The organism is Streptomyces sp. NPDC048612 (genome assembly GCF_043199295.1).
GTDB lineage: Bacteria > Actinomycetota > Actinomycetes > Streptomycetales > Streptomycetaceae > Streptomyces.
In genome coordinates this window covers 183,781-205,913 of the sequence record NZ_JBICVV010000004.1, presented here as the reverse complement: position 1 = coordinate 205,913, position 22,133 = coordinate 183,781, and the positions used below count along the sequence as shown (strand labels likewise).

Below are 22,133 nucleotides of genomic sequence, written 5' to 3'. Positions count from 1 at the left end.
CCGGCTCCCCGCGCCCTCGCGCCCGGGGTCAGCCGGTGAGCCGGACCGGCAGCACGCCGGTGCTGTTGCCGATGAAGCTCTGGTGGGGCGGCAGCTCCGCGTCCGGGACGGCGAGGTCCAGCGCCGGATAGCGGGTGAAGAGCGCCTCCAGGGCGACCGTCGCCTCCAGCCGGGCCAGCGGCGCGCCCAGGCAGTAGTGCGGCCCGTGGCCGAAGGAGAGGTGCCGGGCGGCGGGCCGCCGGGTGACGTCGAACCGGTCCGCGTCGGGCCCGTACGCCTCCGGGTCCCGCCCGGCCGCGGAGTAGGAGGCCAACATCGGGGTGCCGCGCGGCACGACCGTACCGCCCAGCTCCAGGTCCCGGACCGGATAGCGGAACGGGAAATGGGCGACCGGGCTGTCGTGCCGCAGCGTCTCCTCGACCACGTCGTCCCAGGTCGCCCGCCCGGCCCGGACCAGCTCCAGTTGCGCGCGGTCGGTGCACAGGGCCCGCACCGCGTTGGTGATCAGATTGAGGGTGGTCTCGTGCCCGGCGATGATCATCAGCAGCAGGGTGCCGACCAGCTCCCGTGCGCTCAGCCGGTCGCCGTCCTCCTCCTGGGCGGCGATCAGCGCACTGGTCAGATCGTCCCCGGGGTCCGCCCGCCGGGCCTCGGCGACCTGCCCGAGGACGCCGGTGATCTCCCGGTTGGCCGCCTGCACCTCGGCCGCCGTACCGGTGGTGCCCACGATCACGTTCGACAGCTCGTGCAGCCGGTCCCGCAACCCGGCGTCCACGCCCAGCAGTTCGCAGATCACGCCCATCGGCAGCGGATAGGCGAAGTGCCGGCGCAGCTCCACCGTGCCGTCCGCCGCTGCGGTGCCCGGCAGCCCGTCCAGCAGCCCGGCGGTCAGCTCCACCACCCGGGGCCGCAGGGCCGCCACCCGCCGCGCCGTGAACACCTGGGTCACCAGGCCGCGCAGCCGCCGGTGGTCCGCGCCGTCGGCCGTGGTCATCCCGTCGACGGTGGCGAAGGTGGTGAGCGGCCAGCCGGGCGGCACCGTGCCGTCGTGCAGCGCCGTGAAGTGGCAGGCGTTCTTGGCGACTTCGGGGTGCGCCAGGACCTCGCGGAGCACCGCATGACGGGTGACGGCGACGGCCGGCACCTCCCCGGGCAGCAGTACGGGAACCACCGCCCCGGCCTCCCGCAGCACCGCATCGGCCGCGGCCCGCCCGGCGCCCCCGGGGGCGAGCCGGTGCGCCGCCGCACTCCCGGGGCGCGCGGGGCAGCCGGCGCGGGGAGGGGGGAGCGGCGCGGGGCCGGTGAGGCGGGCGTCGTCGGCGATCGGCTGTCCGTCGGAGATCGGCTGTCCGTCGGTCATCAGTGGTCCTCACAGATCGGTGGCGGTGATCGGTGGCGGTGATCCGGGGCGGTTGATTCGGGCGGTGCAGGAGCCGTGATCCGGGGCGGTTGATCCGGGCGGTGCGGGAGCCGTGATCCGGGCGGTGCAGGCGGCATGGGCACGGGGCCCACGAGCGCGGACCGCGGTGCCGGGGCCGCGTACGGCGCTGCCGCCCGGCCACGACAGCCCCACGATTCCAGCTCCCGCCCGCCCCGAACAGGCCGCCGCGAACGGGCGCCGCCGCGCAGACGGCAGCGGCCGGTCGGGAGGTCCGCCGCGCCGCCGGGAGGGTTCGCCGCGCCACGGCCCGCCGGGCCCGTCGCCGCACGCGCCACCACGCGCCGTCGCCCTCTCCCCGACCTGAGACAATCAATGACATGGCTCTCGATCGTCCGCGTGTGCTCTCCGGCATTCAGCCCACCGCCGGCTCCTTCCACCTCGGCAATTACCTGGGTGCGGTACGCCAGTGGGTGGCGCTCCAGGAGTCCCACGACGCCTTCTACATGGTGGTCGACCTGCATGCGATCACCGTTCCGCAGGACCCGGCGGAGCTCCGCGGCAACACCCGGATCGCGGCCGCCCAGCTGCTGGCCGCCGGGCTCGACCCGGAGCGCTGCACGCTCTTCATCCAGAGCCATGTGCCCGAGCACGCCCAGCTGGCCTGGGTCATGAACTGCCTCACCGGCTTCGGCGAGGCGTCCCGGATGACCCAGTTCAAGGACAAGTCCGCCAAGCAGGGCGCCGACCGCGCCTCCGTCGGCCTGTTCACGTACCCGATCCTGCAGATCGCCGACATCCTGCTCTACCAGGCCCACCAGGTCCCGGTCGGCGAGGACCAGCGCCAGCACATCGAGCTGACCCGCGACCTCGCCGAGCGCTTCAACGGCCGCTACGGCGACACCTTCACGATGCCTGCGCCGTACATCCTCAAGGAGACGGCGAAGATCTACGACCTGCAGGACCCGTCGGCCAAGATGAGCAAGTCGGCCGCCAGCCCCAAGGGCCTGATCAACCTCCTCGACGAGCCGAAGGTCTCCGCGAAGAAGGTCAAGAGCGCGGTCACGGACACCGACACCGTGATCCGCTACGACGCCGAGAACAAGCCCGGCGTCTCCAACCTCCTCACCATCTACTCCACCCTCACCGGCACCACGATCGCGGAGCTGGAGCAGAAGTACGAGGGCAAGATGTACGGCGCGCTCAAGACCGATCTCGCCGAGGTGATGGTCGACTTCGTCACACCGTTCCGGGACCGTACGCAGGAATATCTGGACGACCCGGAGACCCTGGACGCGATCCTGGCCAAGGGGGCCGAGAAGGCCCGCGCGGTGGCCGCCGAGACCCTCGCCACCACCTATGACCGGCTCGGATTCCTGCCGGCCAAGCACTGACGCCACCCCCTCGCGCGGCGGGCCACGGCCTGCCGCGCGGACCCCGCCGAGCCAGGGGGCCCCGCCCGTGGGCCCCTTGTCCGCTCGCAACAGGGCCGAGGACGCTCCCCGCGAAGGGCGCGCACCCGGCACACTAAGAGGGTGCGCGAGCGCGCCGCACACACGTCAGGAGGGAGAACACAGTGGGGACCGTAACGCTGGGCGTTTCGATCGCGGTCCCGGAGCCTTACGGCAGCTTCCTCCAACGGAAGCGCGAGAGCTTCGGGGACCCTGCCGCACCCGGCATCCCCACGCATATCACCCTCCTCCCGCCGACGGAGGTACGGACCGAGGCGCTGCCCGCCATCGAACGCCACCTCGCCGAGGTCGCGGCCGGCTGCCGCCCCTTCCCGCTGCGCCTGGAGGGCACCGGGACCTTCCGGCCGCTCTCCCCGGTCGTCTTCGTCAAGGTCACCGACGGGGTCGCGGGCTGCACCGCCCTCCAGGCCCGCATCCGCGCCGCCTCCGGCCCGTGCGCCCGCGAGCTCCAGTTCCCGTACCACCCGCATGTGACCATCGCCCACGGCATCACCGAAGCGGCCATGGACCGCGCCCAGGCCGGGCTCCGGGACTTCACCGCGACCTGGACGATCGGTGGCTTCGCCCTCTACGAGCAGGGCGCGGACGCGGTGTGGCGGCTGGAGCGGGAGTACCCCTTCGGGCCGCAGACCGCCGGCGTCCCCCGCCAGGCCGCCGACCTCTCCCGCCCCTCGGCACCGTCCTGCTGACGGCCGACGGCCGACGGCTGACGGCTGACCGGCGGGCCGCCGCGGGCGTGCCCCGGCCCGCCGTCCCGGCCCGCGATGGCCGTACGGCACGTATGACGGTGCACGGTTCCGGGGTACCCGGACGCTAGTGTTCCGGGTCAGCCGGGGCGCCGGCCGCCGCCTCTGCCCGACCCGGCGGCCGACAGGGCACGAGGGGAACGCCATGAACTGGTTGAGCACACTCCCGGTGATCGGACCGGTCGTCAGCCGGCTGATGACCACCCACCTCTGGCGCGCCTACGAGCGCATGCTCCGGGTGCACTGGACCAGGCTCGCCGCCGCGATCACCTTCACCAGCTTCGTCGCGCTCTTCCCGCTGCTCACCGTCGCCGCCGCGATCGGTGCCGCGCTGCTCAGCGACGCCCGGCTGCACTCGCTGGAGGGCAAGCTCGCCGAGCAGCTCCCCGGCCTCTCCGACCGGCTCGACATCGCCGGACTCGTCGCCCACGCGACCACCGTCGGCCTGGTGGCCGGTGCCGCGCTGCTGCTCACCGGCATCGGCTGGGTCGAATCGCTGCGCGACTGCCTGCGCGCCGTGTGGGAGAAGCCCGACGAGGACACCAACTTCTTCCTCGGCAAGCTCCGGGACGGCGCGCTGCTGCTCGGCGTGGGCGGCGTGGCCGTGCTCTCCCTGGCCTGCTCGACCTTCGCGTCCGCCGCGGTGGGCAAGGTGGCGGAGGCGATCGGCCTCCCGGAGGGCGGCGTCGGCAGCCTCCTGCTCTCCTCCGCCGGTTTCGTCATCGCCGTCCTGGCGGACTTCCTGCTGCTCGCCTACATACTGACCAGGCTCCCCGGCGTCCATCCGCCGCGCCGTGCCGTCGTGGTCGCCGGCCTGCTCGGCGCCATCGGCTTCGAGCTGCTGAAGCTGCTGCTCAGCGGCTACCTCCAGGGCGTCGCCTCACGGAGCATGTACGGCGCCTTCGGCACCCCGATCGCCCTCCTCCTGTGGATCAACTTCACCGCGAAGCTGCTGGTGTACTGCGCCTCCTGGACGGCCACGGAGGGGAAGGGGCGGCAGGGGGAGGGCGAGGGGCTCAAGGTGCGGGAGGGGCCGGAGCGGCCCCAGGGTTCCTAGGCCCCGGACCATCTCCCGCCCCCCTGCGGTCACTTGGGGGAGCGGCGGCTCCGTACCAGCTCGGGCAGCGGCCAGCGGCGGTGCACGGCGAACGCCACGAGGGCGAGCACCGCCAGCGCCCCGCTGGTGAGGCCCAGCGCCGTCCAGGCGCCGCTCTTGGCGCCGGAGCTGTTCAGCGCGGCCTGGGTGCTCCCCTTCGCGTCCTTGTGCTTGCCCTTGGCTCCCACAGCGCCGGTGCCGTCGTCCTCGCTCCGGGGGCCGACGAGCCGGCCGACCGGCTCCACCTTGTCGGCCGCCGCGAAGCCCCAGTCGAGGAGCTGGGCGGCCTCCCTGTAGGCCTCGTTGTGCTCTTTCTTCTCCGGGTTCATGACCGTGACCAGGAGCTTGCGGTCGCCGCGCTGGGCGACGCCGGTGAAGGTCGACCCCGCGTTGGTCGTCGAGCCGTTCTTCACCCCCGCGATCCCCGGATACGGCTTGATGTCGTAGTCGCCGCTCAGCAGCCGGTTGGTGTTCTGGATGCCGAACGAGGCCCGCTTGCCGTCCTTGCCCTTGTCCCCGGGGAACTGCGCACTGGCCGTCGAGCAGTACTCGCGGAAGTCGGGGTTCTGCAGGCCCGACCGGGCGAACAGGCTCAGGTCGTACGCGCTGGACACCTGGCCCGGCGCGTCATAACCGTCCGGCGTCACGACATGGGTGTCGTGGGCGTTGAGCTCCTTGGCGCGCTTCTGCATCTGCGTGACGGTGGCCGCGGTCCCGCCGTTCATCGCCGACAGCGTGTGCACGGCGTCGTTGCCGGACCGCAGGAAGACCCCCAGCCACAGGTCGTGGACCGAGTAGCTCAGGTTCTCCCTTATCCCGACGAGGCTGCTGCCGGCGCCCATCCCTTCGAGGTCGGCGGGCTTGACCGTGTGCTTCTGGTTCTTGGGGAACTTCGGCAGCACGGTGTCGGCGAACAGCATCTTCAGCGTGCTGGCCGGCGCCAGCCGCCAGTGCGGGTTCTTGGCGGCCAGCACCTTGCCGGACTCGGCGTCGGACACGATCCACGAGCGGGCCGTCAGCAGGTCCGGGCCCGGCAGCTTGGGGCTGCCCGGCTTCAGGGCCACCTGCACGCCGGGCGTGCCCAGCCGGTCCCCGCCGATCTGCGACATCTTCGCCGGCGGCCTGGGCGCCTTCGGCTCCTTGGGGTCGGCGTGGGCGGTGCCGGCCAGGAGCGGGGTGGCCAGCAGCCCGGAGGAGGCCAGTGCGGCGACGGTGCGCAGGGGGAAGCCGTGACGCGCCGCGCGTCCGGCGCTGCCGGTCGTGGCCGAGGTGTTCGGGGCGGTCGGGTCGGTGGAAGCCGTGGAAGCACTGAAGGTCGTCGGCACGTCGGTGAACGTACCCGGCTCGGCCCGGGACGCCGACAGCACCCCACGGAAGAGTGCCCCTGCCGACCGCCGGATGGAGCCGCTGCCCATACTGGGACGTATGAAGCTCTCTCGCCCCGTGTCCTGGTTCCTGCTCGCCTTCGGGGTGTGGAGCTGGTTCATCTGGATCACTTTCGTCAAAAACCTCTGGAAGGACGGGAGCGGTCTCGCCTTCGACGACGCGGGTGACCCGACCGCCTACTTCTGGGTCCATCTGCTGCTCGCGGTGGCTTCCTTTCTTTTGGGGACGGTGATCGGGGTGATCGGGTTCCGTGGTGTGCGCGCCTTGCGCCGCGAAGCCGCGGACCGCCCGCCCCAGCCGCCCGCCTCCTCCTCGTCCGCCTCCTGAACCACGGGCACGGGGAGACGCCGTGATCTTCGCCCTGATCGTGATCCCGGTCCTCGGACTGTTCTTCGGCGTGCACCGCTACCTGTGGTGCCGACTCGTCCGCGACACCACCACCCCGGACAGCCGCCTCCGCCGCACGGGCACCGTCGCGGCCTTCGTCCTCCCCCTGTTCACCCCCGCGGCCCTGCTCTTCGCCCGCACCGGCACCCCCTTCCCCCTCCAGCAGGCCCTCGCCTGGCCCGGCTACCTCTGGCTGGCCCTGGTGCTCTACCTCACCCTGGCACTGCTGGCGGGGGAAGCGGTCCGGGCGGTATGGCTGCGGGCCGTACGCACCCGCGAGCACGCGGAACAACACCCCCCACCCTCCACCGACCACGCCCCCGAGCCCCCCACCCAGACCCCGCCACCACCTCCGGAGCCCCACCCGGAGCCCCACCCGGAGCCCCACCCGGAGCCCTCCCCGGAACACTCCCAGGCCCCTTCCCCGGAGACCTCCCCGAACCCGCCCTCCGCTCCCTCCTCTCCCTCTTCTCCCACCGCTCCCTCCCCCACCCTCCTCCCTCCCGGTACCCCCGCCCTGCCGTCACCCCCCACCCCACCCCGCCGTCTCTTCCTCGCCCGGGCGGTCGCCGCCGGCGCCACCCTCGCCGCCACGGCCGCCGTCGGCTACGGCACCTACACCACCCTCCGCGGCCCGGTGGTCAAGCGCGTCACGATCCCGCTGGCCAAACTGCCGCGCGCCGCCCACGGCTTCCGGATCGCCGTCGTCAGCGACATCCACCTGGGCCCGATCCTCGGCCGCGCCCACACCCGGCGCGTCGTCGAGACGATCAACCGCACCCACCCCGACCTGGTGGCCATCGTCGGCGACCTGGTCGACGGCAGCGTCACCGACCTCGCCCCGGCCGTCGCCCCCCTGCGCGAACTCCGCGCCCGCCACGGCGCCTTCTTCGTCACCGGAAACCATGAGTACTACTCCGGCGCCGACCAGTGGGTCGACCACGTACGGGAGTTGGGCATCCACCCGCTGGAGAACGTGCGCACCGAACTCCCCGGCTTCGACCTCGCCGGCATCAACGACATCGCCGGCCAATCCGAGCAGTCCGGCCCCGACTACGACCAGGCCCTCAGCGACCGCGACCCCGCCCGCGCCGTCGTCCTGATGGCCCACCAGCCGGTCACCATCCACGACTCCGTCCGCTACGGCGTAGACCTCCAGCTCTCCGGCCACACCCACGGCGGCCAGATGTGGCCCTTCACCCACATCGCCGACGCCACCAACCCCACCCTCGCGGGCCTGGAACGCTACGGCGACACCCAGCTCTACGTCTCCCGCGGCGCAGGCACCTGGGGCCCACCGGTACGCCTGGGCGCACCGCCGGACATCACGGTGGTGGAACTGGCTTCGTTGCGCGCGTGATCGCTATCTTGACCACCGCGCGGAGGGGTTGCGCGGAGAAGGTAACAACCCGTCGACAAAGTACGGTGCCATCCCGCGTCAAATCGGACAGATCCTGACTTTCGATCTTGCACCACCGGCAGGCAACTCCCTAGTATTTATTGACTTTGCGTTGTCCTTACCGAGGTGGCCGTGCGGGGCGGGCCGAGGGGGACGAACGGGGAACGGGGAGAGCGGGAAATGAGCGAGCGGTTCAAGGTCGACCTCGACGAACTGGACAGCGTGGTACGCCAGCTCCGGCGCCTTCGGGCCGATATGGATGAACCCAGCCAGAAGGTGAAGTACAGCACGACACTCACGAAGGCGGCTTTCGGGGAGAATTTCCTTGAGGCGACCGACCTCGGCGGTGCGCACGACGATATGCAGACGTACATGTCGGACGTCATCAAGGCCCTCCAGGACCTCATCCACAAGTTCGGTGAGAAGACCGAAGCCAGCCGTGGAGCGTACGAGGACCAGGAGCACCAGACCAAGAACTCCATGAATGGCTGAGCAGGCCGCGGTGGTGCAGGTACGGCAGACGGCGATGGATTTGAAGGGGGGCCTGCATGGCTGACGGCAGGCAGGAATACGAGAGCGCCAAGAAGATGGCGAAGCAGCACGAGGCGGAGGAGCGGGCGGAGCGGCTCAAGTCGTTCAAGGGACACCGCCCCATCCCCGCGTCTCCTTCGGACTTCCATCACCACGGCCTCGATGACCTCCGGGCGATGATCGAGAATGCTCACCCCGACGGCATCGAGAACTCCGGCCGCCACTGGCGCGCCGCCGCCGACCGGCTCGCGGGCGAGGACGGGCGCGGGGGCCTCCGGAAGTCCTTCATGGACGCCGTGGATCACGCCACGGCGCACTGGGAGGGCTCGGCCGCCGAGGCGTTCCGCCGGGAGGCCGTCAAGGTCCTGGAGAAGGTCGACCGGACGTACGGCCACGCCCGGGTCGTCGAGCGGGTGCTGATCGGCTCCCGCGAGCTGGGCCCGGAGACCGGCGTCGCCCACAACCTTCGCGAGGCCAAGGCGGCCATGGCGAAGATCAAGGACCCGGGTGTCCTGGACCGTGCGACCGACGCGAGCGGCGACGACGCGCAGTTCAAGCGGGACATGGACAACCCGAAGATGGACGCCCGTATGGCGTTGGAGCTCAACCGGAACAACCTGTCCCTGACCAAGGAGCGCCAGGTCGAGGCCGTCATCGTGATGGACGAGCTGGCGCATCACTACGACGGTCAGGCCAAGGTCCTCAAGGAGGGCGTGGACCCCGGTGGTCCCGCCGGCGACTGGCCCAAGCACCCCTCCACGAGCCCGTCGCCCGCGCCGGTGAACATGCCCGTCATCGGCGGCAGCCGCCCCAAGCTGTCGGGCTCGACCCCGAAGGGGCTCAACGGTGCGGGCGGGCACGCCGTCCCGGAGGGCTTCGACAGCCTCAAGACGGCCCGGCCCGAACTGCCGGTGACCACCGGACTCGACAGCGTGCAGGGCGGCACTCTTACCCCGCCCACGACCGGCGGCGGCGCCATCAACGGCGGGTTGCCCGGCGGCAGTCACGGTGTGTCCGGCGGCACCGGCGGGTTCCCCAACGGAGCCATCCCGCCCGGTCCCATCGGCATGCCGGGCGGCCGGAGCAACGGCGGGGTGCGTGGCGTGGGCGCGGGGCGTGGCCCGGGCGGCGCCGGCGGAATGCGCGGCGGTATGCCGGGCGGTGCGGCCGGGACCGGCGCCGGTAAGGCAGGCGCCGCCGGAGCGGCCGGACGTGGCGGTGCGCAGGCGCGCACCCGCGGCGGCGTGGTCGGCAAGCCGGGTGGTCCGACGGGCGGCGCCAAGCAGGGCGGCTCCGGACTGCACCGCAGCCGTGGCGGCCAGCAGGGGAGCAAGGGCATGCCGGGCGCCGCGGGTGCCGCCGGTGCCGGAGCCAAGGGGAAGGGCAAGGGCGACAAGGAGCGCACCACCGGGCAGCGCCCCGACTACCTCGTCGAGGACGAGGAGACCTGGACCCCGCAGCGTACGGTGGCCCCTCGCGTCATCGAGTGAGCTGGCGATAACGTCGCATGCGGCCAATGAGGCATGGCCCCGCACCTGGGTGTGCGGGGCCTTTCCTCAGGCGGGACAATGCCGCCCGGACAGCACAGCAAGAAGGAGCGAAGGATGAGGGTCACCCGAACACTGCGCGCGACGGTGGGCGCGGCGCTAACGGGAGCGCTGCTGCTGACCGCCGGCGGTACCGCCTCCGCAGACCAAGTACGCAAGGATCTGTGGCCGTTGGAGGCGTTCGGGGCCCAGCAGCTGTGGAAGCAGGCCACCGGTAAGGGCATGACGGTGGCCGTGCTCGACAGCGGCTTCCGTAAGACCCATCAGGATCTGACAGGGCAGTTCACCGGTGGCGCGAACTTCGCGAACACGGCGGCAGGTGACGGTTCCAGCGATCTCGGTCCGCATGAGGACATCCGGGACCACGGCACGGCGATGGCTTCGATCATCGCCGGTCACGGTCACGGCCCCCAGGGCGCCGACGGCGTCAGGGGGCTGGCTCCCGACGCCAAGATCATGCCCATTCCGCAGTACAAGAACGGTGCGGCGGCGACGCGCTACGCGGTGGATCACGGCGCCGACGTCATCAACATGTCGTACACGGAAACCACCCCCTCCGCCGACACCTGCCCGGCCATCCACTACGCCGTGGAGAAGGGCGTGGTCGTGGTGGCCGGTGTCGGAAACGACGGCCTCCCGAAGAAGAAGTACCCCGCCGCCTGCCCCGGCGCCATCGGTGTGGGATCGGTGGACAAGAACGGTGAGGCGGACGACGCCAACAACTCCACCTCCGCCGTCGATCTGCTCGCCCCCGGCGTGAAGATCCCGGTCGCCATGGGCAAGAGCGACTCGGACTACCGCACCGCGGACGGCAGCTCGGCCGCCACCGCCTACGTCTCCGCGGCCGCCGCGCTCCTCAAGCAGAAGTACCCGGACCTCACCCCCGGCCAGATCGCCAACCGCCTGGTGAAGACCGCCGGACTGCCGCAGTCCCAGAAGGACGAGCAACTCAAGCTCCCGGACACCCACTACGGCTACGGCTACATCCAGCCCGGCCCCGCCCTCCGCCGCACTGTTGCGGCCGGCCCGGCCGAGGGCCCGCTGCCGATGCCGCAGGGCAAGGCACCGCAGAAGGCCGTCGGCCCCGGTGACGACAAGGGTTATGACCCCGACCCGCCCATGGGCGGCAAGCAGGCCGTCCTGCTCTACGGCGGTATCGGACTCGGTGTGCTCGTCGTCCTCGGCGTCATCATCGGCGTCGTGACCGCCGCCCGCCGCCGCAACAACCCCCGTCCCCAGACCTGGGGCTGAGCCCACCGGAAAGGGCCACGGCGTACGGCACACAGACTCCGGCACCTCCGAGCCCCGGACCTGGCGCAGATTCTGCATGCCGATCATTGCTCCCTGGCCACGTTCATTGCGCTGGGTCTGCGGCTCACCGCTGTTCTTGTGGCGATCCCGGTAGCGGCATCGCTTGCTGGGCTGGACTCGTCTCTATCGCACTGTGGTGCGGGGACGAGCCGGCGCGGCAACGCGAGCCGGCGGACGCCGAACGCACAGCGAGAAGGAGCCAAGCATGAGGGTCACCCGAACACTGCGCGCGACGGTGGGTGCCGCGCTGACCGGCGCGCTGCTCATCACCGCGAGCGGTACCGCCGCCGCGGATCAAACCCGCAAGGATCTGTGGCCGTTGGAAGCGTTCGGGGCCGAGCAGATGTGGAAGGAGGCCACGGGCAAGGGTGTGAAGGTGGCCGTGCTCGACACGGGTTTCCGGAAGACCCACCAGGATCTGAGGGGACAGTTCCTCCCCGGGCCGGACTTCGGGAAGGCAACTCAGGAAGAGGGGGCCAAGAACCTCGATCCGGGTGAGAGCGTTCTTGACCACGGCACCGGTATGGCGGCGATCATCGCAGGCCGTGGCCACGGTCCGGGGGGCTCCGAGGGCGTCAAGGGGCTGGCGCCCGACGCCAAGATCCTTCCCGTTCCGGAGTACAAGAACTCCGGGCTGGCCACGCGCTGGGCGGCGGACCACGGTGCTGACGTCATCAACATGTCCTATACCGAGGGCCGTTCGGCCGACACGTGCGAAGCCATCCATTACGCGATCTCCAAGGGCGCCGTGGTGGTGGCCGGCATGGGCAACGAGTCCGCGACCGAGAAGACCTATCCGGTGGGCTGCCCCGGTGTGATCGGGGTCGGTGCGGTCGACGAGTACGGCAAATCGGCTGAATTCAACAACTACAACTCCGACATGGACCTGCTCGCGCCCGGGGTGAAGATCCCGGCCGCGACGGGCAAGAGCGACTCCAGCTACCACACCGAGGACGGCAACTCGGGCTCGACGGCCTACGTATCCGCCGCAGTCGCCCTCCTCAAGGAGAAGTACCCCGACCTCACGCCGGGCCAGATCGCCAACCGCCTGGTGAAGACGGCAGGTCTGCCCAGCGGCCAGAAGGACCTCAAGGTCCCGGACGCCCACTACGGCTACGGCTACATCCAGCCCGGCCCCGCCCTGCGGAAGGACATCCCCGCAGGCTCCAAGGAGGGCCCGCTGCCGATGCCGAAGGGCAAGGCCTCAGCGCAGCTGGACACCGGTGCGCAGGACCCCAACCCGCCGATGGGCGGCAAGGAGATCATGAACAAGGCCCTCCTCTACGGCGGCATCGGCATCGGCGTTCTGGTGGTCGTCGGGGCCGTCATCGCCATCGTCCGGGCATCCCGCCGCAAGAGCGCCGGCGGCCAGAGCTGGGGCTGAGGCGACTGCCGGGGCCCCCGGACGTGCATGGTCGCCGGTGACAAAGCGGGCCGGGCGCGCCCGGAAGGCGCAGGTTCTGGTGTGGGCGCCGTTCATCCAGGCCATGCAGGGCGGGAGAAATTCCGGCGACACCTGCCCCGACCTGCTGTTACCTTCCCACCCCATGGACCCCCTAAGTGAAAAAGCCATCCGCGCCTCCTTCGTGAATTGCTCGAAAGGGGAGGCGAGCAGGATTCATCTGCCCGTGGGGATGGCCGGACTCCCCTGGGGGGATCTGGACTTCCTGGGGTGGCGGGACCCGGGGGCGCCGGACCGGAGTTATCTGGTGGCGCCGCGGGGGGACGGGATCATCGGGGTGACGTTGCGGCGGCCGCAGGGGGTGCGGCGGAGTTTCACCAAGACGACGGTGTGTTCGGTCTGTGTGACCGGGCATCCCGGGTCCGGGGTCAGTCTGCTTGCCGCGCGCCGGGCCGGGACGCTGGGGCGGCAGGGGAACACCGTCGGGACGTACCTCTGTGCCGACCTGGCCTGTTCCCTCTACGTGCGGGGGCGTAAGAGGTCCCAGCTCGCCGGGCGGCACGAGGAGACGCTGCCGCTGGAGGAGCGGATCGCCCGCACCGTACACAACCTGGACGCCTTCCTGGACAAGGTCCTGGAGGGGGAGCGGTAGAGCGGCGCGACAGCGGAAGCGAGGGGCTGAGGGGGAGCAGGCAGCCGCTCCCCAGTCCTGAGCGGACCCCGCCGCCACCCCCGCCCCTCCCTCACAGCCCATGCCGCCCCAAGAAGCCCTGGATCAGGCCCTCCCACTCCTCCGGGCGTTCGGCCATGGGCAGATGGCCGGTGGCGATCTCGGTGTGGACGGCGCCGGGGATGTGGTCCGCCAGGTAGCGCGAGTGGGACGGGTGTACCAGTTCGTCCAGTGTGGTGGCGATGACCAGGGTCGGTACCGAGATGCCGGGCAGGTCGACGGTGGTGTCCAAGGCGCGGACGAGTGCCGCCTGTTCGGCGGAGCCGCTCGGTGGCAGGGACGGGTCAGGGTCCAGTGCGGCGGCCCGTTCCGTGGGGGACAGGGTGTTGAAGTGGGCGGGGGCGAAGCCGCTGAGGGCGCGGGCGTGGGCGAAGCCCGTGTGGTCGGCGCGCTCCAGGAGGTGCAGGTACAGGTCGAGCCAGACGGCGGTACGGGCATCCGCCGTGGCGAGGCCCGCCGTCAGGACGAGGCCGCGCACCCGCTCGGGGTGGCGGGCGGCGGCCCGTACGGAGACGGCGGTGCCCATCGAGTAGCCGATCAGGGTGAAGGTCTCCAGGCCGGCCGCGGTGGCCGCGGCGACCAGGGCGTCGGCCAGTGCGTCCAGCTGCAACGGGCCGGTGGCGCGCGGGGTTTCACCGGAGCCCGGGTAGTCGGGTGCCACGACGCGATGTCCGGTGGCGGTCAGCGCGGGGATGAGGCCGCCGTAGTTGTCCCGGATGCTGCCGGTCGCTCCGTGGGCCAGCAGGATGCCGGGTCCGGCCGGATCGCCGGCGACGGCGGTGGACAGGGGCGGGAGGGCGGTGGCCGCGGTGTGCGCGGCGGGAATCTGCGTCATGGCCACGAGGTTGCACCTTGACGTCGGTGTGAAGGTCAAGGCGGCCCGGCACCGGCGGTACGGCCCGGCGTCGGAGGGGGACGGATGCGGATCGGTGAGCTGGCGCGGCGGACGGGAGTCAGCACGCGGGTGCTGCGCTATTACGAGCAGCGGGGGCTGCTCCACGCCCGGCGGGACACCAACGGCTACCGGCGCTACGACGCACGGGAGTCGGTGGAGCGCGTCGGGCGCATCCGGGAACTCCTCGCCGTCGGGCTGAACACCGACGACATCCGTGCGCTGCTGCCCTGCGCCCAGGGCGGCCCCGGGCTGCAGGCGTGTGAGTTCTCCAGCGGCGTCATGAACCGGCAGATGGCTCAACTGGAGTCGGAGATAGCCGAGTTGACCAGGAAACGGGCCGCGCTCGCAGCGTATGCGCAGGTCATGCAGGCGCGCCGGGCGGAGGACGAGGCGCTGGCGGCGAGGGCGCTGCGGTCGGCCTGAGCGACCCGCCGCCGGCCTCGCCCGAGTCCCTGCCCAAGGCGCCGCCCAACCCCCCGACCCTACCCACCAGTTCCGCTTGCGGACGTCCGTACTTCGGACAGATCCTCGTGAGCACGCCGCTCGGGGAGGCGGCAGGGAATCAGGGGGACGATGTGCTGCGAGTGCACTTCACCGCGCAGGATCTGGTGCGGACGCGAGTGGCCGAGGGGGCCGACCCGTTATGGGAGACGGTGCTGAGTCTGCACGCGCTGCGGGAGAGCCGGGCCGAACCGGCGCTGGCGGCCTGGCGGCAGCACGCGGTACGGCATGGGCCGGGGCCGCTGCGGACCCTGCTGCCGCTGGTGCCGCGGTACGGCTACTTCCCGGACTTCCTCACGCCGTTCGCCGGCCTGCACGGGGTGGAGCCGGGGCTGGAGGCCGTGATGAGCACCCCGCGGGAGCGGCTGCGGTCCGAGCTGGTGCTGCTGTCGGGGCACCGGGCGCTGCCGGGCTGGGCGCGCGGGATCGCGGACGGTGAGCCGGCCGCGCTGCGCCGGCTCGCGCGCAGCCTGCGGACGTACCACCACATGGCGGTGGCGCCGAGCTGGCCGCGGATCGCCGAACGGGTCGGCGCGGACCGGGCGTTGCGCAGGCATGCGCTGGCGCAGTCCGGAGCGGTGGCGATGCTGCGGACGTTCGGGCCGGTGATGCGCTGGCGGCCGCCGGTGCTGGAGGTCGGCTACCCGGTGGAGCGGGACCTGTATCTGGAAGGGCGGGGGCTGGTGTTCGTCCCGTCGTACTTCTGCCGTGAAGTGCCAGTGGCGCTGGTGGACGACGCCCTGCCGCCGGTGCTGGTGTACCCGGCGAAGGAGCGGGTGAGCGACCGTGCCGAAGGGCCCCGCCTCCGGGGATACGGAGGCGAGGCCCTTCGGGAGATGCCGTCGCTGCTCGGCGGCCGGGTCGGGACCCGGATCGCCGCCGGGCTCAGAAGCGGCGGGTGATCAGCGCCCGCTTGACTTCCTGGATGGCCTTGGTGACCTCGATACCGCGCGGGCAGGCGTCCGTGCAGTTGAAGGTCGTCCGGCAGCGCCAGACGCCGTCCTTGTCGTTGAGGATCTCCAGCCGCTGCTCGCCGCCCTCGTCGCGCGAGTCGAAGATGAAGCGGTGCGCGTTGACGATCGCCGCCGGGCCGAAGTACTGGCCGTCGTTCCAGAACACCGGGCACGAGGACGTGCAGGCGGCGCACAGGATGCACTTGGTGGTGTCGTCGAAGCGCTCGCGGTCCTCGGCGGACTGCCGGCGCTCACGGGTCGGCTCGTTGCCGGTCGTGATGAGGAAGGGCATCACATCGCGGTAGGCCTGGAAGAAGGGCTCCATGTCGACGACAAGGTCCTTCAACACGGTGAGGCCCTTGATGGCCTCGACCGTGATCGGCTTTTCCGGGTTGATGTCCTTGATCAGCGTCTTGCAGGCGAGACGGTTGCGGCCGTTGATCCGCATGGCGTCCGAGCCACAGATGCCGTGGGCGCAGGAGCGGCGGAAGGTCAGCGTTCCGTCGAGTTCCCACTTGATCTTGTGGAGGGCGTCCAGGACGCGCTCCTTGGGGTCGATCTCCAGCTGGAAGTCCTCCCAGCCGGCGTCCTCCGAGACCTCCGGGTTGAACCGGCGGATGCGGAAGGTGACCGTGATCAGGTGCGAAGCGCCGGCCTCGGCCGTGTCCGCGGCCGCGGAGTCCTTGTCGAGAGTCGGGGTGCTCATCAGTACTTACGCTCCATCGGCTGGTAGCGGGTCTGCACGACCGGCTTGTAGTCGAGGCGGATCGACTCGGCGCCGTCTGCGCCCACCTCGCGGTACGCCATGGTGTGCCGCATGAAGTTGACGTCGTCGCGGTTGGGGAAGTCCTCGCGGTAGTGACCGCCGCGGGACTCCTTGCGGGCCAGCGCGGACACCGCCATGACCTCGGCCAGGTCGAGGAGGTTGCCCAGCTCGATGGCCTCCAGCAGGTCGGTGTTGAACCGCTTGCCCTTGTCCTGGATGGACACGTTCAGGTAGCGCTCGCGCAGCTCGCCGATCTTCTCGACCGCGGTCTTGATCGTCTGCTCGGTGCGGAACACCATCACGTTGGCGTCCATGGTCTCCTGGAGCTCCTTGCGGATCTCGGTGACCCGCTCGCTGCCCGTGGAGTTGCGCAGCCGCTCGACCTGGTCGGCGACCTGCTGCGCCGGGTCCTCGGGCAGCTCGACGTACTCGGCGGTGGCCGAGTACTCCGCCGCCGCGATGCCGGCCCGGCGCCCGAAGACGTTGATGTCCAGGAGCGAGTTGGTGCCCAGGCGGTTGGCGCCGTGCACGGAGACACAGGCCACCTCGCCGGCGGCGTACAGGCCCGGCACGACGGTGGTGTTGTCGGCCAGCACCTCGCCCTCGACGTTGGTCGGGATGCCGCCCATGGCGTAGTGCGCGGTCGGCTGGATCGGGATCGGGTCCGTGTAGGGCTCGATGCCGAGGTAGGTCCGCGCGAACTCGGTGATGTCCGGGAGCTTGGCGTCCAGCTGCTCCGGCGGCAGGTGGGTCAGGTCCAGGAAGACGTGGTCGCCCTCGGGACCGCAGCCGCGGCCCTCACGGATCTCCGTGTAGATGGAGCGCGAGACGACGTCACGCGAGGCGAGGTCCTTCATGACGGGCGCGTACTTCTCCATGAAGCGCTCGCCGTCCTTGTTGCGGAGGATGCCGCCCTCACCACGGGCGCCCTCCGTCAGCAGGATGCCCATGCGCCAGATGCCCGTCGGGTGGAACTGGAAGAACTCCATGTCCTCCAGCGGCAGCCCGCGGCGGTAGGCCGCGGCCTGGCCGTCACCGGTCAGGGTGTGCGCGTTGGAGGTCACCTTGAAGAACTTGCCGGTGCCGCCGGACGCGAAGATGATCGCCTTCGCCTGGAAGACGTGGATCTCGCCGGTGGCCAGCTCGTACGCGACCACACCGGCGGACTTCTTGACGCCGTCGACGTCCTGGAGCAGCAGGTCCAGCACGTAGAACTCGTTGAAGAACTCCACGCCCTCCTTGACGCAGTTCTGGTACAGCGTCTGGAGGATCATGTGGCCGGTGCGGTCCGAGGCGTAGCAGGACCGGCGGACCGGGGCCTCACCGTGGTTACGGGAGTGACCGCCGAAGCGGCGCTGGTCGATCGTGCCGTCCGGCGTGCGGTTGAACGGCAGGCCCATCTTCTCCAGGTCGAGGACCGAGTCGATGGCCTCCTTCGCGAGGATCTCGGCGGCGTCCTGGTCGACCAGGTAGTCGCCACCCTTGATCGTGTCGAAGGTGTGCCACTCCCAGTTGTCCTCCTCGACGTTCGCGAGGGCGGCGGCCATGCCGCCCTGGGCGGCGCCGGTGTGGGAGCGGGTCGGGTAGAGCTTCGTCAGGACCGCGGTACGGCTGCGCTTGGTGGACTCGATGGCCGCACGCATGCCCGCGCCGCCGGCGCCGACGATGACGGTGTCGTACTTGTGGATCTTCATGGTTCCAGTCAGCCCCGGCTTCAGGAGATGTTCGGGTCGAAGGTGAAGATCACCAGCGTGCCCAGAAGGACGGTGAACACCGTCGCGGTGTACAGCAGCATCTTCAGCCAGAAGCGGGTGTTGTCCCGCTGCGCGTAGTCGTTGATGACCGTACGCAGGCCGTTGGCGCCGTGCAGCATGGCCAGCCACAGCATCAGCAGGTCCCAGACCTGCCAGAACGGCGAGGCCCAGCGGCCGGCCACGAACGCGAAGCCGATCTTGGAGACGCCGCCGTCGAGGACCAGCTGGATCAGCAGGTGACCCAGGACCAGGACGACCAGCACGATGCCGGACAGCCGCATGAACAGCCAGCCGTACAGCTCGAAGTTGGTACGGGTCGACTTCGGGGTCTTGGCCGTGCGCTTGCGCGGCGCCTCGATGACCGGAGCCGGGTGGTCCACGTCATAGAGCGAGACGCTGTCGTCCGCGCCCGTGGTACCCGCGGAGGTGGTTTCAGCAGACATCTCGCGTCAGCTCCCGAACAGCGTGCGCAGGGTGTGCTGCAGCACGGGGTAGAAGGCACCGGCCATCAGGACGACCCAGACACCGACAACGGTCCACAGCAGCTGCTTCTGGTACTTCGGGCCCTTGGACCAGAAGTCCACGGCGATGACCCGCAGGCCGTTCAGCGCGTGGAAGAGGATGGCGGCCACCAGGCCGTACTCCATCACATTGACGATCGGCGTCTTGTAGGTCGCCACGACGTCGTCGTACGCCTCGGGGGAGACGCGGACGAGAGCGGTGTCGAGGACGTGAACGAACAGGAAGAAGAAGATGAGGACGCCGGTGACTCGATGAGCCACCCAGGACCACATGCCTTCCCGGCCGCGGTACAGCGTTCCAGCCGGCACGGAATAACCCTCCGGGAGCGGGGATTGGGGCGCCAGCCGGCTTCTCTGTCGGTCGGGCCCGGCCGGGTACGGTCCACCGGCCGCTCGTCATCGTATCGACGAGCTGTCGGTTCCTTGCGCCGGGGTCCTTAGGTGTGATCAAACAGCCACCAACGGGCTATCACACAAGCACGAAACGGAACATTCCCGGCCGGGCGGCCGCGCTCCCCCCGAGGCCAGGGGCTGCGATCCGTTACGGAACCGAGGCCGTGAGCCGGGCCAGCCGCCCGCGGGCCAGTCGGCGCAGCTCGTCCGCGGCGACCGCCCGCTCCTCGTCGGGCTCGTGGCCCAGCCGGGTGCGGATCGCGGCCAGCACCTGGTCGAGCAGCTCCTCGTCGCGGTAGCCGTCCAGACAGATGACAAAGACATGGCGAAAGCGCCGCTCGTACTCGGCGTGCGCGGCGCGCAGTGCGGTGTGGGCGGCCAGCGTGCCGGGGCCGCGGGCGCCGACGAGCGGCTGCGGGGAGAGCGACTCCTCGGCGAGCGCCTCGTCCAGCTCGGCCGCGGTCAGGTCGTAACAGGCCTCGTCGGACGCGGCGAGCAGGGACTCCACATCGGGATACGGGCGGTGCGCGGCGACCCGCTCGGCCCAGCGGAGGCTGCCGCAGCAGCTCAGCAGCGAGGCCAGGGCGCCGTCCCGGGGCAGTGCGTTGAAACGGAGGAGCCCGGTCGCCCCGGCGCCCGGACGGGGCGGTGCGGCACCGGGGACCCGCGGAGATATGCCGCGCCGCGGCGGCTGCGGAGGGGGCAGCGTCGTCGGCCGGGCGGCCGGGATGTCACCGGACAGCATGGGCTCCTCGGACGGATGCGAATAGGGCGGTTCGACAGGTGCGGGACGGAGGACTGAAGGAAGCTGGGGGAGATGCGGACCGAAGCCGGGATGCGTACGAGGCGGCGGCGGGTATGGCGGTGGTACGTGTGCGACGTCACCCCGGCGGTTTCCGGCGGTTCCGGGAGAGCCCTGTGAAGGGGGTGACACCGGAGACGCCACGCTAACGACGCCTGGCGACGACTGTCCGACGGATGCACGAATTTCACCCGGATGGGAGAGCTTCCGTGCGTTCCGTGGACGACCGGCTCCGCACACCTGGCAATGCCTTCGCCCCGAAAAGTGAGGATTGCACGATGTCGAACCCGATGCGGCCGCCGCGCGCCCCGCGGCCCTCGGCCTCGCCGCACCCCGCGACGCCGCCGACCGGGCGCGGCCCGGCAGCCCGGTCCGCACTGCCGGCCGCGGCCCTCGCCGGAGCCCTGCTGCTCGCCGGCTGCACCGGCACCGCGGACACCGAGCCGCCCGGGAGCACCAGCGCCAAGGTCAACCCCACCTCCGCCGGAGCCACCCCGACCTGGGCGCCGGTGACCGGGACACCGCGGGTCATCCCCGCGGTCCGCGACTTCCGCGCCGCCGACGGCCGTGGCTGGCGGCCCGTCAAGGGGGCCCGGGTGGTCGTACCGGCCGGCGAGAAGAGCAATGTCGCCGACGAGGCCCAGCGGATGGCCCGCGACCTCGGGCTGACCGTCGTCTACGGCGACCAGACCGTACGGCCGGGCGACGTCGAGGTGAAGCTGACCGGCAAGAACGGTGCGGACCAGGCCGACAACGTGCCCGTCCGGGGCGCCGCCGACGAGGCCTACACGCTCACCGCCAACGGCACCCGGCTCACTCTCACGGCCCCCACCGACGCCGGAATCTTCTACGGCACCCGCACCGTCAAACAGGCCGTGCGCGCCGCGGGCGGACTGCCCGAGGGCACCATCCAGGACCGGCCCGGCCGCCCGCAGCGCGGCATGTCGCTGGACAACGCCCGCAAGCCGTTCACCCAGGACTGGATCGAGGCCCGGCTCCGGGAGATCGCCGACCTCAAGCTCAACCAGTTCCAGCTGCACTTCTCCGACGACCAGGGCTTCCGCATCCAGAGCGACACCCACCCCCAGATCGTCTCCGCCGACCACCTCACCAAGGCGCAGATCCGGCAGATCGTCGCCCTCGCCCGCAGTCTGCACATCTCCGTCGTCCCGGAACTCGACTCGCCCGGCCACCTGGGCGCCGTGCTGGCCCACTATCCCGAGCTCCAGCTGCGCAACGCGCAGGGCCGGGTGATCACCGGCGCGATCGACATCTCCAACCCCAAGTCCGCCCCGCTGATCGACTCGCTGCTGAGGGAAATGAGCGAGCTGTTCACCAACCCCAAGGGCGCCCCGGCGTACTGGCACCTGGGCGGCGACGAGTACCAGGCCCTGATGTCGTCCTCCCCGGCCACCAAGTACCCGCAGCTCGCGCGGGCCGCACGGGAGAAGTACGGGCCCAACGGCACCATCGAGGACCTCACGACCGGCTGGCTCAACGATCGGCAGAAGACCGTGCAGGCCAAGGGCAAGAACCGGATCGAGGCCTGGAACGACGGCTTCTTCTCCAGCCCGCGGGTGTCCGCCGACAAGAACCGGATGGTCGACTACTGGACCGGCAAGGAGGCCGGTCACCGCGACCCCTCGGACTTCCTGCGCGAGGGCCGCAACGTCATGAACTTCAACGACGAGTACCTCTACTACGTCCTCGGCGAGCCCAACCAGTTCGTCTACCCGACCGGCCAGCGGATCTACGAGAGCTGGACCCCGCTGGTGATCCGCGGCACCCGGCCGGTGACGGTGCCCGCGAGCATGACCGGCCCGGACCGGATTCCCGGGGCGCGCTTCGCGATCTGGTGCGACCGGGCGCAGGCGCAGACCGCGGCGCAGGTGGCGGCCGGTATCCGGCTGCCGCTGGTGGCGCTGGCGCAGAAGACCTGGGACCCGCGGACACCCACCCTGTCCTGGTCGCAGTTCAAGGTGCTGGCGAGCCGGGTGTGACCACCGGCCCGGTAAGAAACGGGTGAGAGAAGCGAGGACGGCCGGGGCCGCCACCCCCCACAGGAGAGGCCCCGGCCGTCGTTCGCGAAGGGCCGGTGACGGCCCCCTATCCGATACAGCGCCAGACGGCGCGAAAGCGTCACACGGGGTACGGGCAGGGGTA

At 71.0% G+C, this 22,133-nt stretch carries 21 protein-coding genes; 13 read left to right on the top strand and 8 right to left on the bottom strand.

Annotated elements, in window-relative coordinates; translation table 11 throughout:
• Positions 1-28 precede the first annotated feature (28 nt).
• Positions 29-1,360, bottom strand: coding sequence for a cytochrome P450 (locus ACGFN2_RS09625; RefSeq protein WP_393358859.1), 1,332 nt, complete (start codon positions 1,358-1,360; stop codon positions 29-31).
• Between the two features lie 398 nt (positions 1,361-1,758).
• Here ACGFN2_RS09625 and trpS point away from each other — a divergent pair, with 398 nt between their 5' ends.
• The 3 genes from trpS to ACGFN2_RS09610 all read left to right on the top strand — a co-directional run bounded on the left by trpS (position 1,759) and on the right by ACGFN2_RS09610 (position 4,653).
• Entirely contained in the window at positions 1,759-2,772 is a 1,014-nt protein-coding gene (trpS, locus tag ACGFN2_RS09620; RefSeq protein ID WP_362604473.1) for a tryptophan--tRNA ligase, read from the top strand.
• 182 nt (positions 2,773-2,954) lie between these two features.
• A complete protein-coding gene (locus ACGFN2_RS09615) occupies positions 2,955-3,539 on the top strand; it encodes a 2'-5' RNA ligase family protein (protein ID WP_393358856.1) in 585 nt (194 codons plus the stop codon).
• A gap of 202 nt (positions 3,540-3,741) precedes the next feature.
• Positions 3,742-4,653 carry a YihY/virulence factor BrkB family protein gene (locus ACGFN2_RS09610; RefSeq protein WP_393358854.1) on the top strand — a complete coding sequence of 304 codons (912 nt, stop codon included), beginning with the start codon at positions 3,742-3,744 and terminating at the stop codon, positions 4,651-4,653.
• Positions 4,654-4,682: 29 nt separating this feature from the next.
• Here the strand turns inward: ACGFN2_RS09610 and ACGFN2_RS09605 are convergent, their stop codons facing one another.
• A complete protein-coding gene (locus ACGFN2_RS09605) occupies positions 4,683-6,107 on the bottom strand; it encodes a D-alanyl-D-alanine carboxypeptidase family protein (protein ID WP_393358852.1) in 1,425 nt (474 codons plus the stop codon).
• Between the two features lie 10 nt (positions 6,108-6,117).
• On the opposite strand from ACGFN2_RS09605, the gene ACGFN2_RS09600 reads away from it, so the two are divergent.
• From ACGFN2_RS09600 to ACGFN2_RS09570, 7 genes are all read left to right on the top strand, one after another.
• Positions 6,118-6,405: an SCO4848 family membrane protein gene (locus ACGFN2_RS09600; protein ID WP_362604465.1), complete on the top strand. Its 288-nt coding sequence runs from the start codon at positions 6,118-6,120 to the stop codon at positions 6,403-6,405.
• 22 nt (positions 6,406-6,427) lie between these two features.
• Positions 6,428-7,825: a metallophosphoesterase gene (locus ACGFN2_RS09595; RefSeq protein ID WP_393358850.1), complete on the top strand. Its 1,398-nt coding sequence runs from the start codon at positions 6,428-6,430 to the stop codon at positions 7,823-7,825.
• A 219-nt stretch (positions 7,826-8,044) separates the two neighbouring features.
• Positions 8,045-8,356, top strand: a complete 312-nt coding sequence (locus tag ACGFN2_RS09590) for a hypothetical protein (protein WP_393358848.1) — start codon at positions 8,045-8,047, stop codon at positions 8,354-8,356.
• A gap of 56 nt (positions 8,357-8,412) precedes the next feature.
• On the top strand, positions 8,413-9,885 hold the full coding sequence (locus ACGFN2_RS09585; protein ID WP_393358846.1) for a hypothetical protein: 1,473 nt from the start codon (positions 8,413-8,415) through the stop codon (positions 9,883-9,885).
• Between the two features lie 114 nt (positions 9,886-9,999).
• Positions 10,000-11,193: a S8 family serine peptidase gene (locus ACGFN2_RS09580; RefSeq protein WP_393358844.1), complete on the top strand. Its 1,194-nt coding sequence runs from the start codon at positions 10,000-10,002 to the stop codon at positions 11,191-11,193.
• 265 nt (positions 11,194-11,458) lie between these two features.
• On the top strand, positions 11,459-12,637 hold the full coding sequence (locus tag ACGFN2_RS09575) for a S8 family serine peptidase (RefSeq protein ID WP_393358842.1): 1,179 nt from the start codon (positions 11,459-11,461) through the stop codon (positions 12,635-12,637).
• A 163-nt stretch (positions 12,638-12,800) separates the two neighbouring features.
• Entirely contained in the window at positions 12,801-13,307 is a 507-nt protein-coding gene (locus tag ACGFN2_RS09570) for an FBP domain-containing protein (RefSeq protein ID WP_393358840.1), read from the top strand.
• A gap of 91 nt (positions 13,308-13,398) precedes the next feature.
• On the opposite strand, the gene ACGFN2_RS09565 is transcribed toward ACGFN2_RS09570, so the two are convergent.
• Positions 13,399-14,220, bottom strand: coding sequence for an alpha/beta fold hydrolase (locus ACGFN2_RS09565; RefSeq protein WP_393358838.1), 822 nt, complete (start codon positions 14,218-14,220; stop codon positions 13,399-13,401).
• Between the two features lie 84 nt (positions 14,221-14,304).
• On the opposite strand from ACGFN2_RS09565, the gene ACGFN2_RS09560 reads away from it, so the two are divergent.
• Entirely contained in the window at positions 14,305-14,703 is a 399-nt protein-coding gene (locus ACGFN2_RS09560; protein ID WP_393358836.1) for a MerR family transcriptional regulator, read from the top strand.
• Between the two features lie 107 nt (positions 14,704-14,810).
• Positions 14,811-15,683 carry a hypothetical protein gene (locus tag ACGFN2_RS09555; protein WP_362604448.1) on the top strand — a complete coding sequence of 291 codons (873 nt, stop codon included), beginning with the start codon at positions 14,811-14,813 and terminating at the stop codon, positions 15,681-15,683.
• On the opposite strand, the gene ACGFN2_RS09550 is transcribed toward ACGFN2_RS09555, so the two are convergent.
• From ACGFN2_RS09550 to ACGFN2_RS09530, 5 genes are all read right to left on the bottom strand, one after another.
• Positions 15,667-16,440 carry a succinate dehydrogenase iron-sulfur subunit gene (locus ACGFN2_RS09550; protein ID WP_362604446.1) on the bottom strand — a complete coding sequence of 258 codons (774 nt, stop codon included), beginning with the start codon at positions 16,438-16,440 and terminating at the stop codon, positions 15,667-15,669. The two genes, ACGFN2_RS09555 and ACGFN2_RS09550, sit on opposite strands and share 17 nt — an antisense overlap.
• Entirely contained in the window at positions 16,440-18,194 is a 1,755-nt protein-coding gene (sdhA, locus tag ACGFN2_RS09545; protein ID WP_362604444.1) for a succinate dehydrogenase flavoprotein subunit, read from the bottom strand. Before sdhA ends, ACGFN2_RS09550 begins: the two co-directional genes overlap by 1 nt.
• A gap of 20 nt (positions 18,195-18,214) precedes the next feature.
• A complete protein-coding gene (locus ACGFN2_RS09540; RefSeq protein WP_362604443.1) occupies positions 18,215-18,697 on the bottom strand; it encodes a succinate dehydrogenase hydrophobic membrane anchor subunit in 483 nt (160 codons plus the stop codon).
• Between the two features lie 6 nt (positions 18,698-18,703).
• Positions 18,704-19,084 carry a succinate dehydrogenase, cytochrome b556 subunit gene (gene sdhC, locus ACGFN2_RS09535; protein WP_362604441.1) on the bottom strand — a complete coding sequence of 127 codons (381 nt, stop codon included), beginning with the start codon at positions 19,082-19,084 and terminating at the stop codon, positions 18,704-18,706.
• Between the two features lie 232 nt (positions 19,085-19,316).
• The gene (locus ACGFN2_RS09530; RefSeq protein ID WP_362604439.1) at positions 19,317-19,913 is read right to left on the bottom strand and encodes a 2-oxo-4-hydroxy-4-carboxy-5-ureidoimidazoline decarboxylase; all 597 of its coding nucleotides are present in this window, start codon (positions 19,911-19,913) and stop codon (positions 19,317-19,319) included.
• A 335-nt stretch (positions 19,914-20,248) separates the two neighbouring features.
• On the opposite strand from ACGFN2_RS09530, the gene ACGFN2_RS09525 reads away from it, so the two are divergent.
• Positions 20,249-21,970: a glycoside hydrolase family 20 protein gene (locus ACGFN2_RS09525; protein ID WP_393358832.1), complete on the top strand. Its 1,722-nt coding sequence runs from the start codon at positions 20,249-20,251 to the stop codon at positions 21,968-21,970.
• Positions 21,971-22,133: the final 163 nt, after the last annotated feature.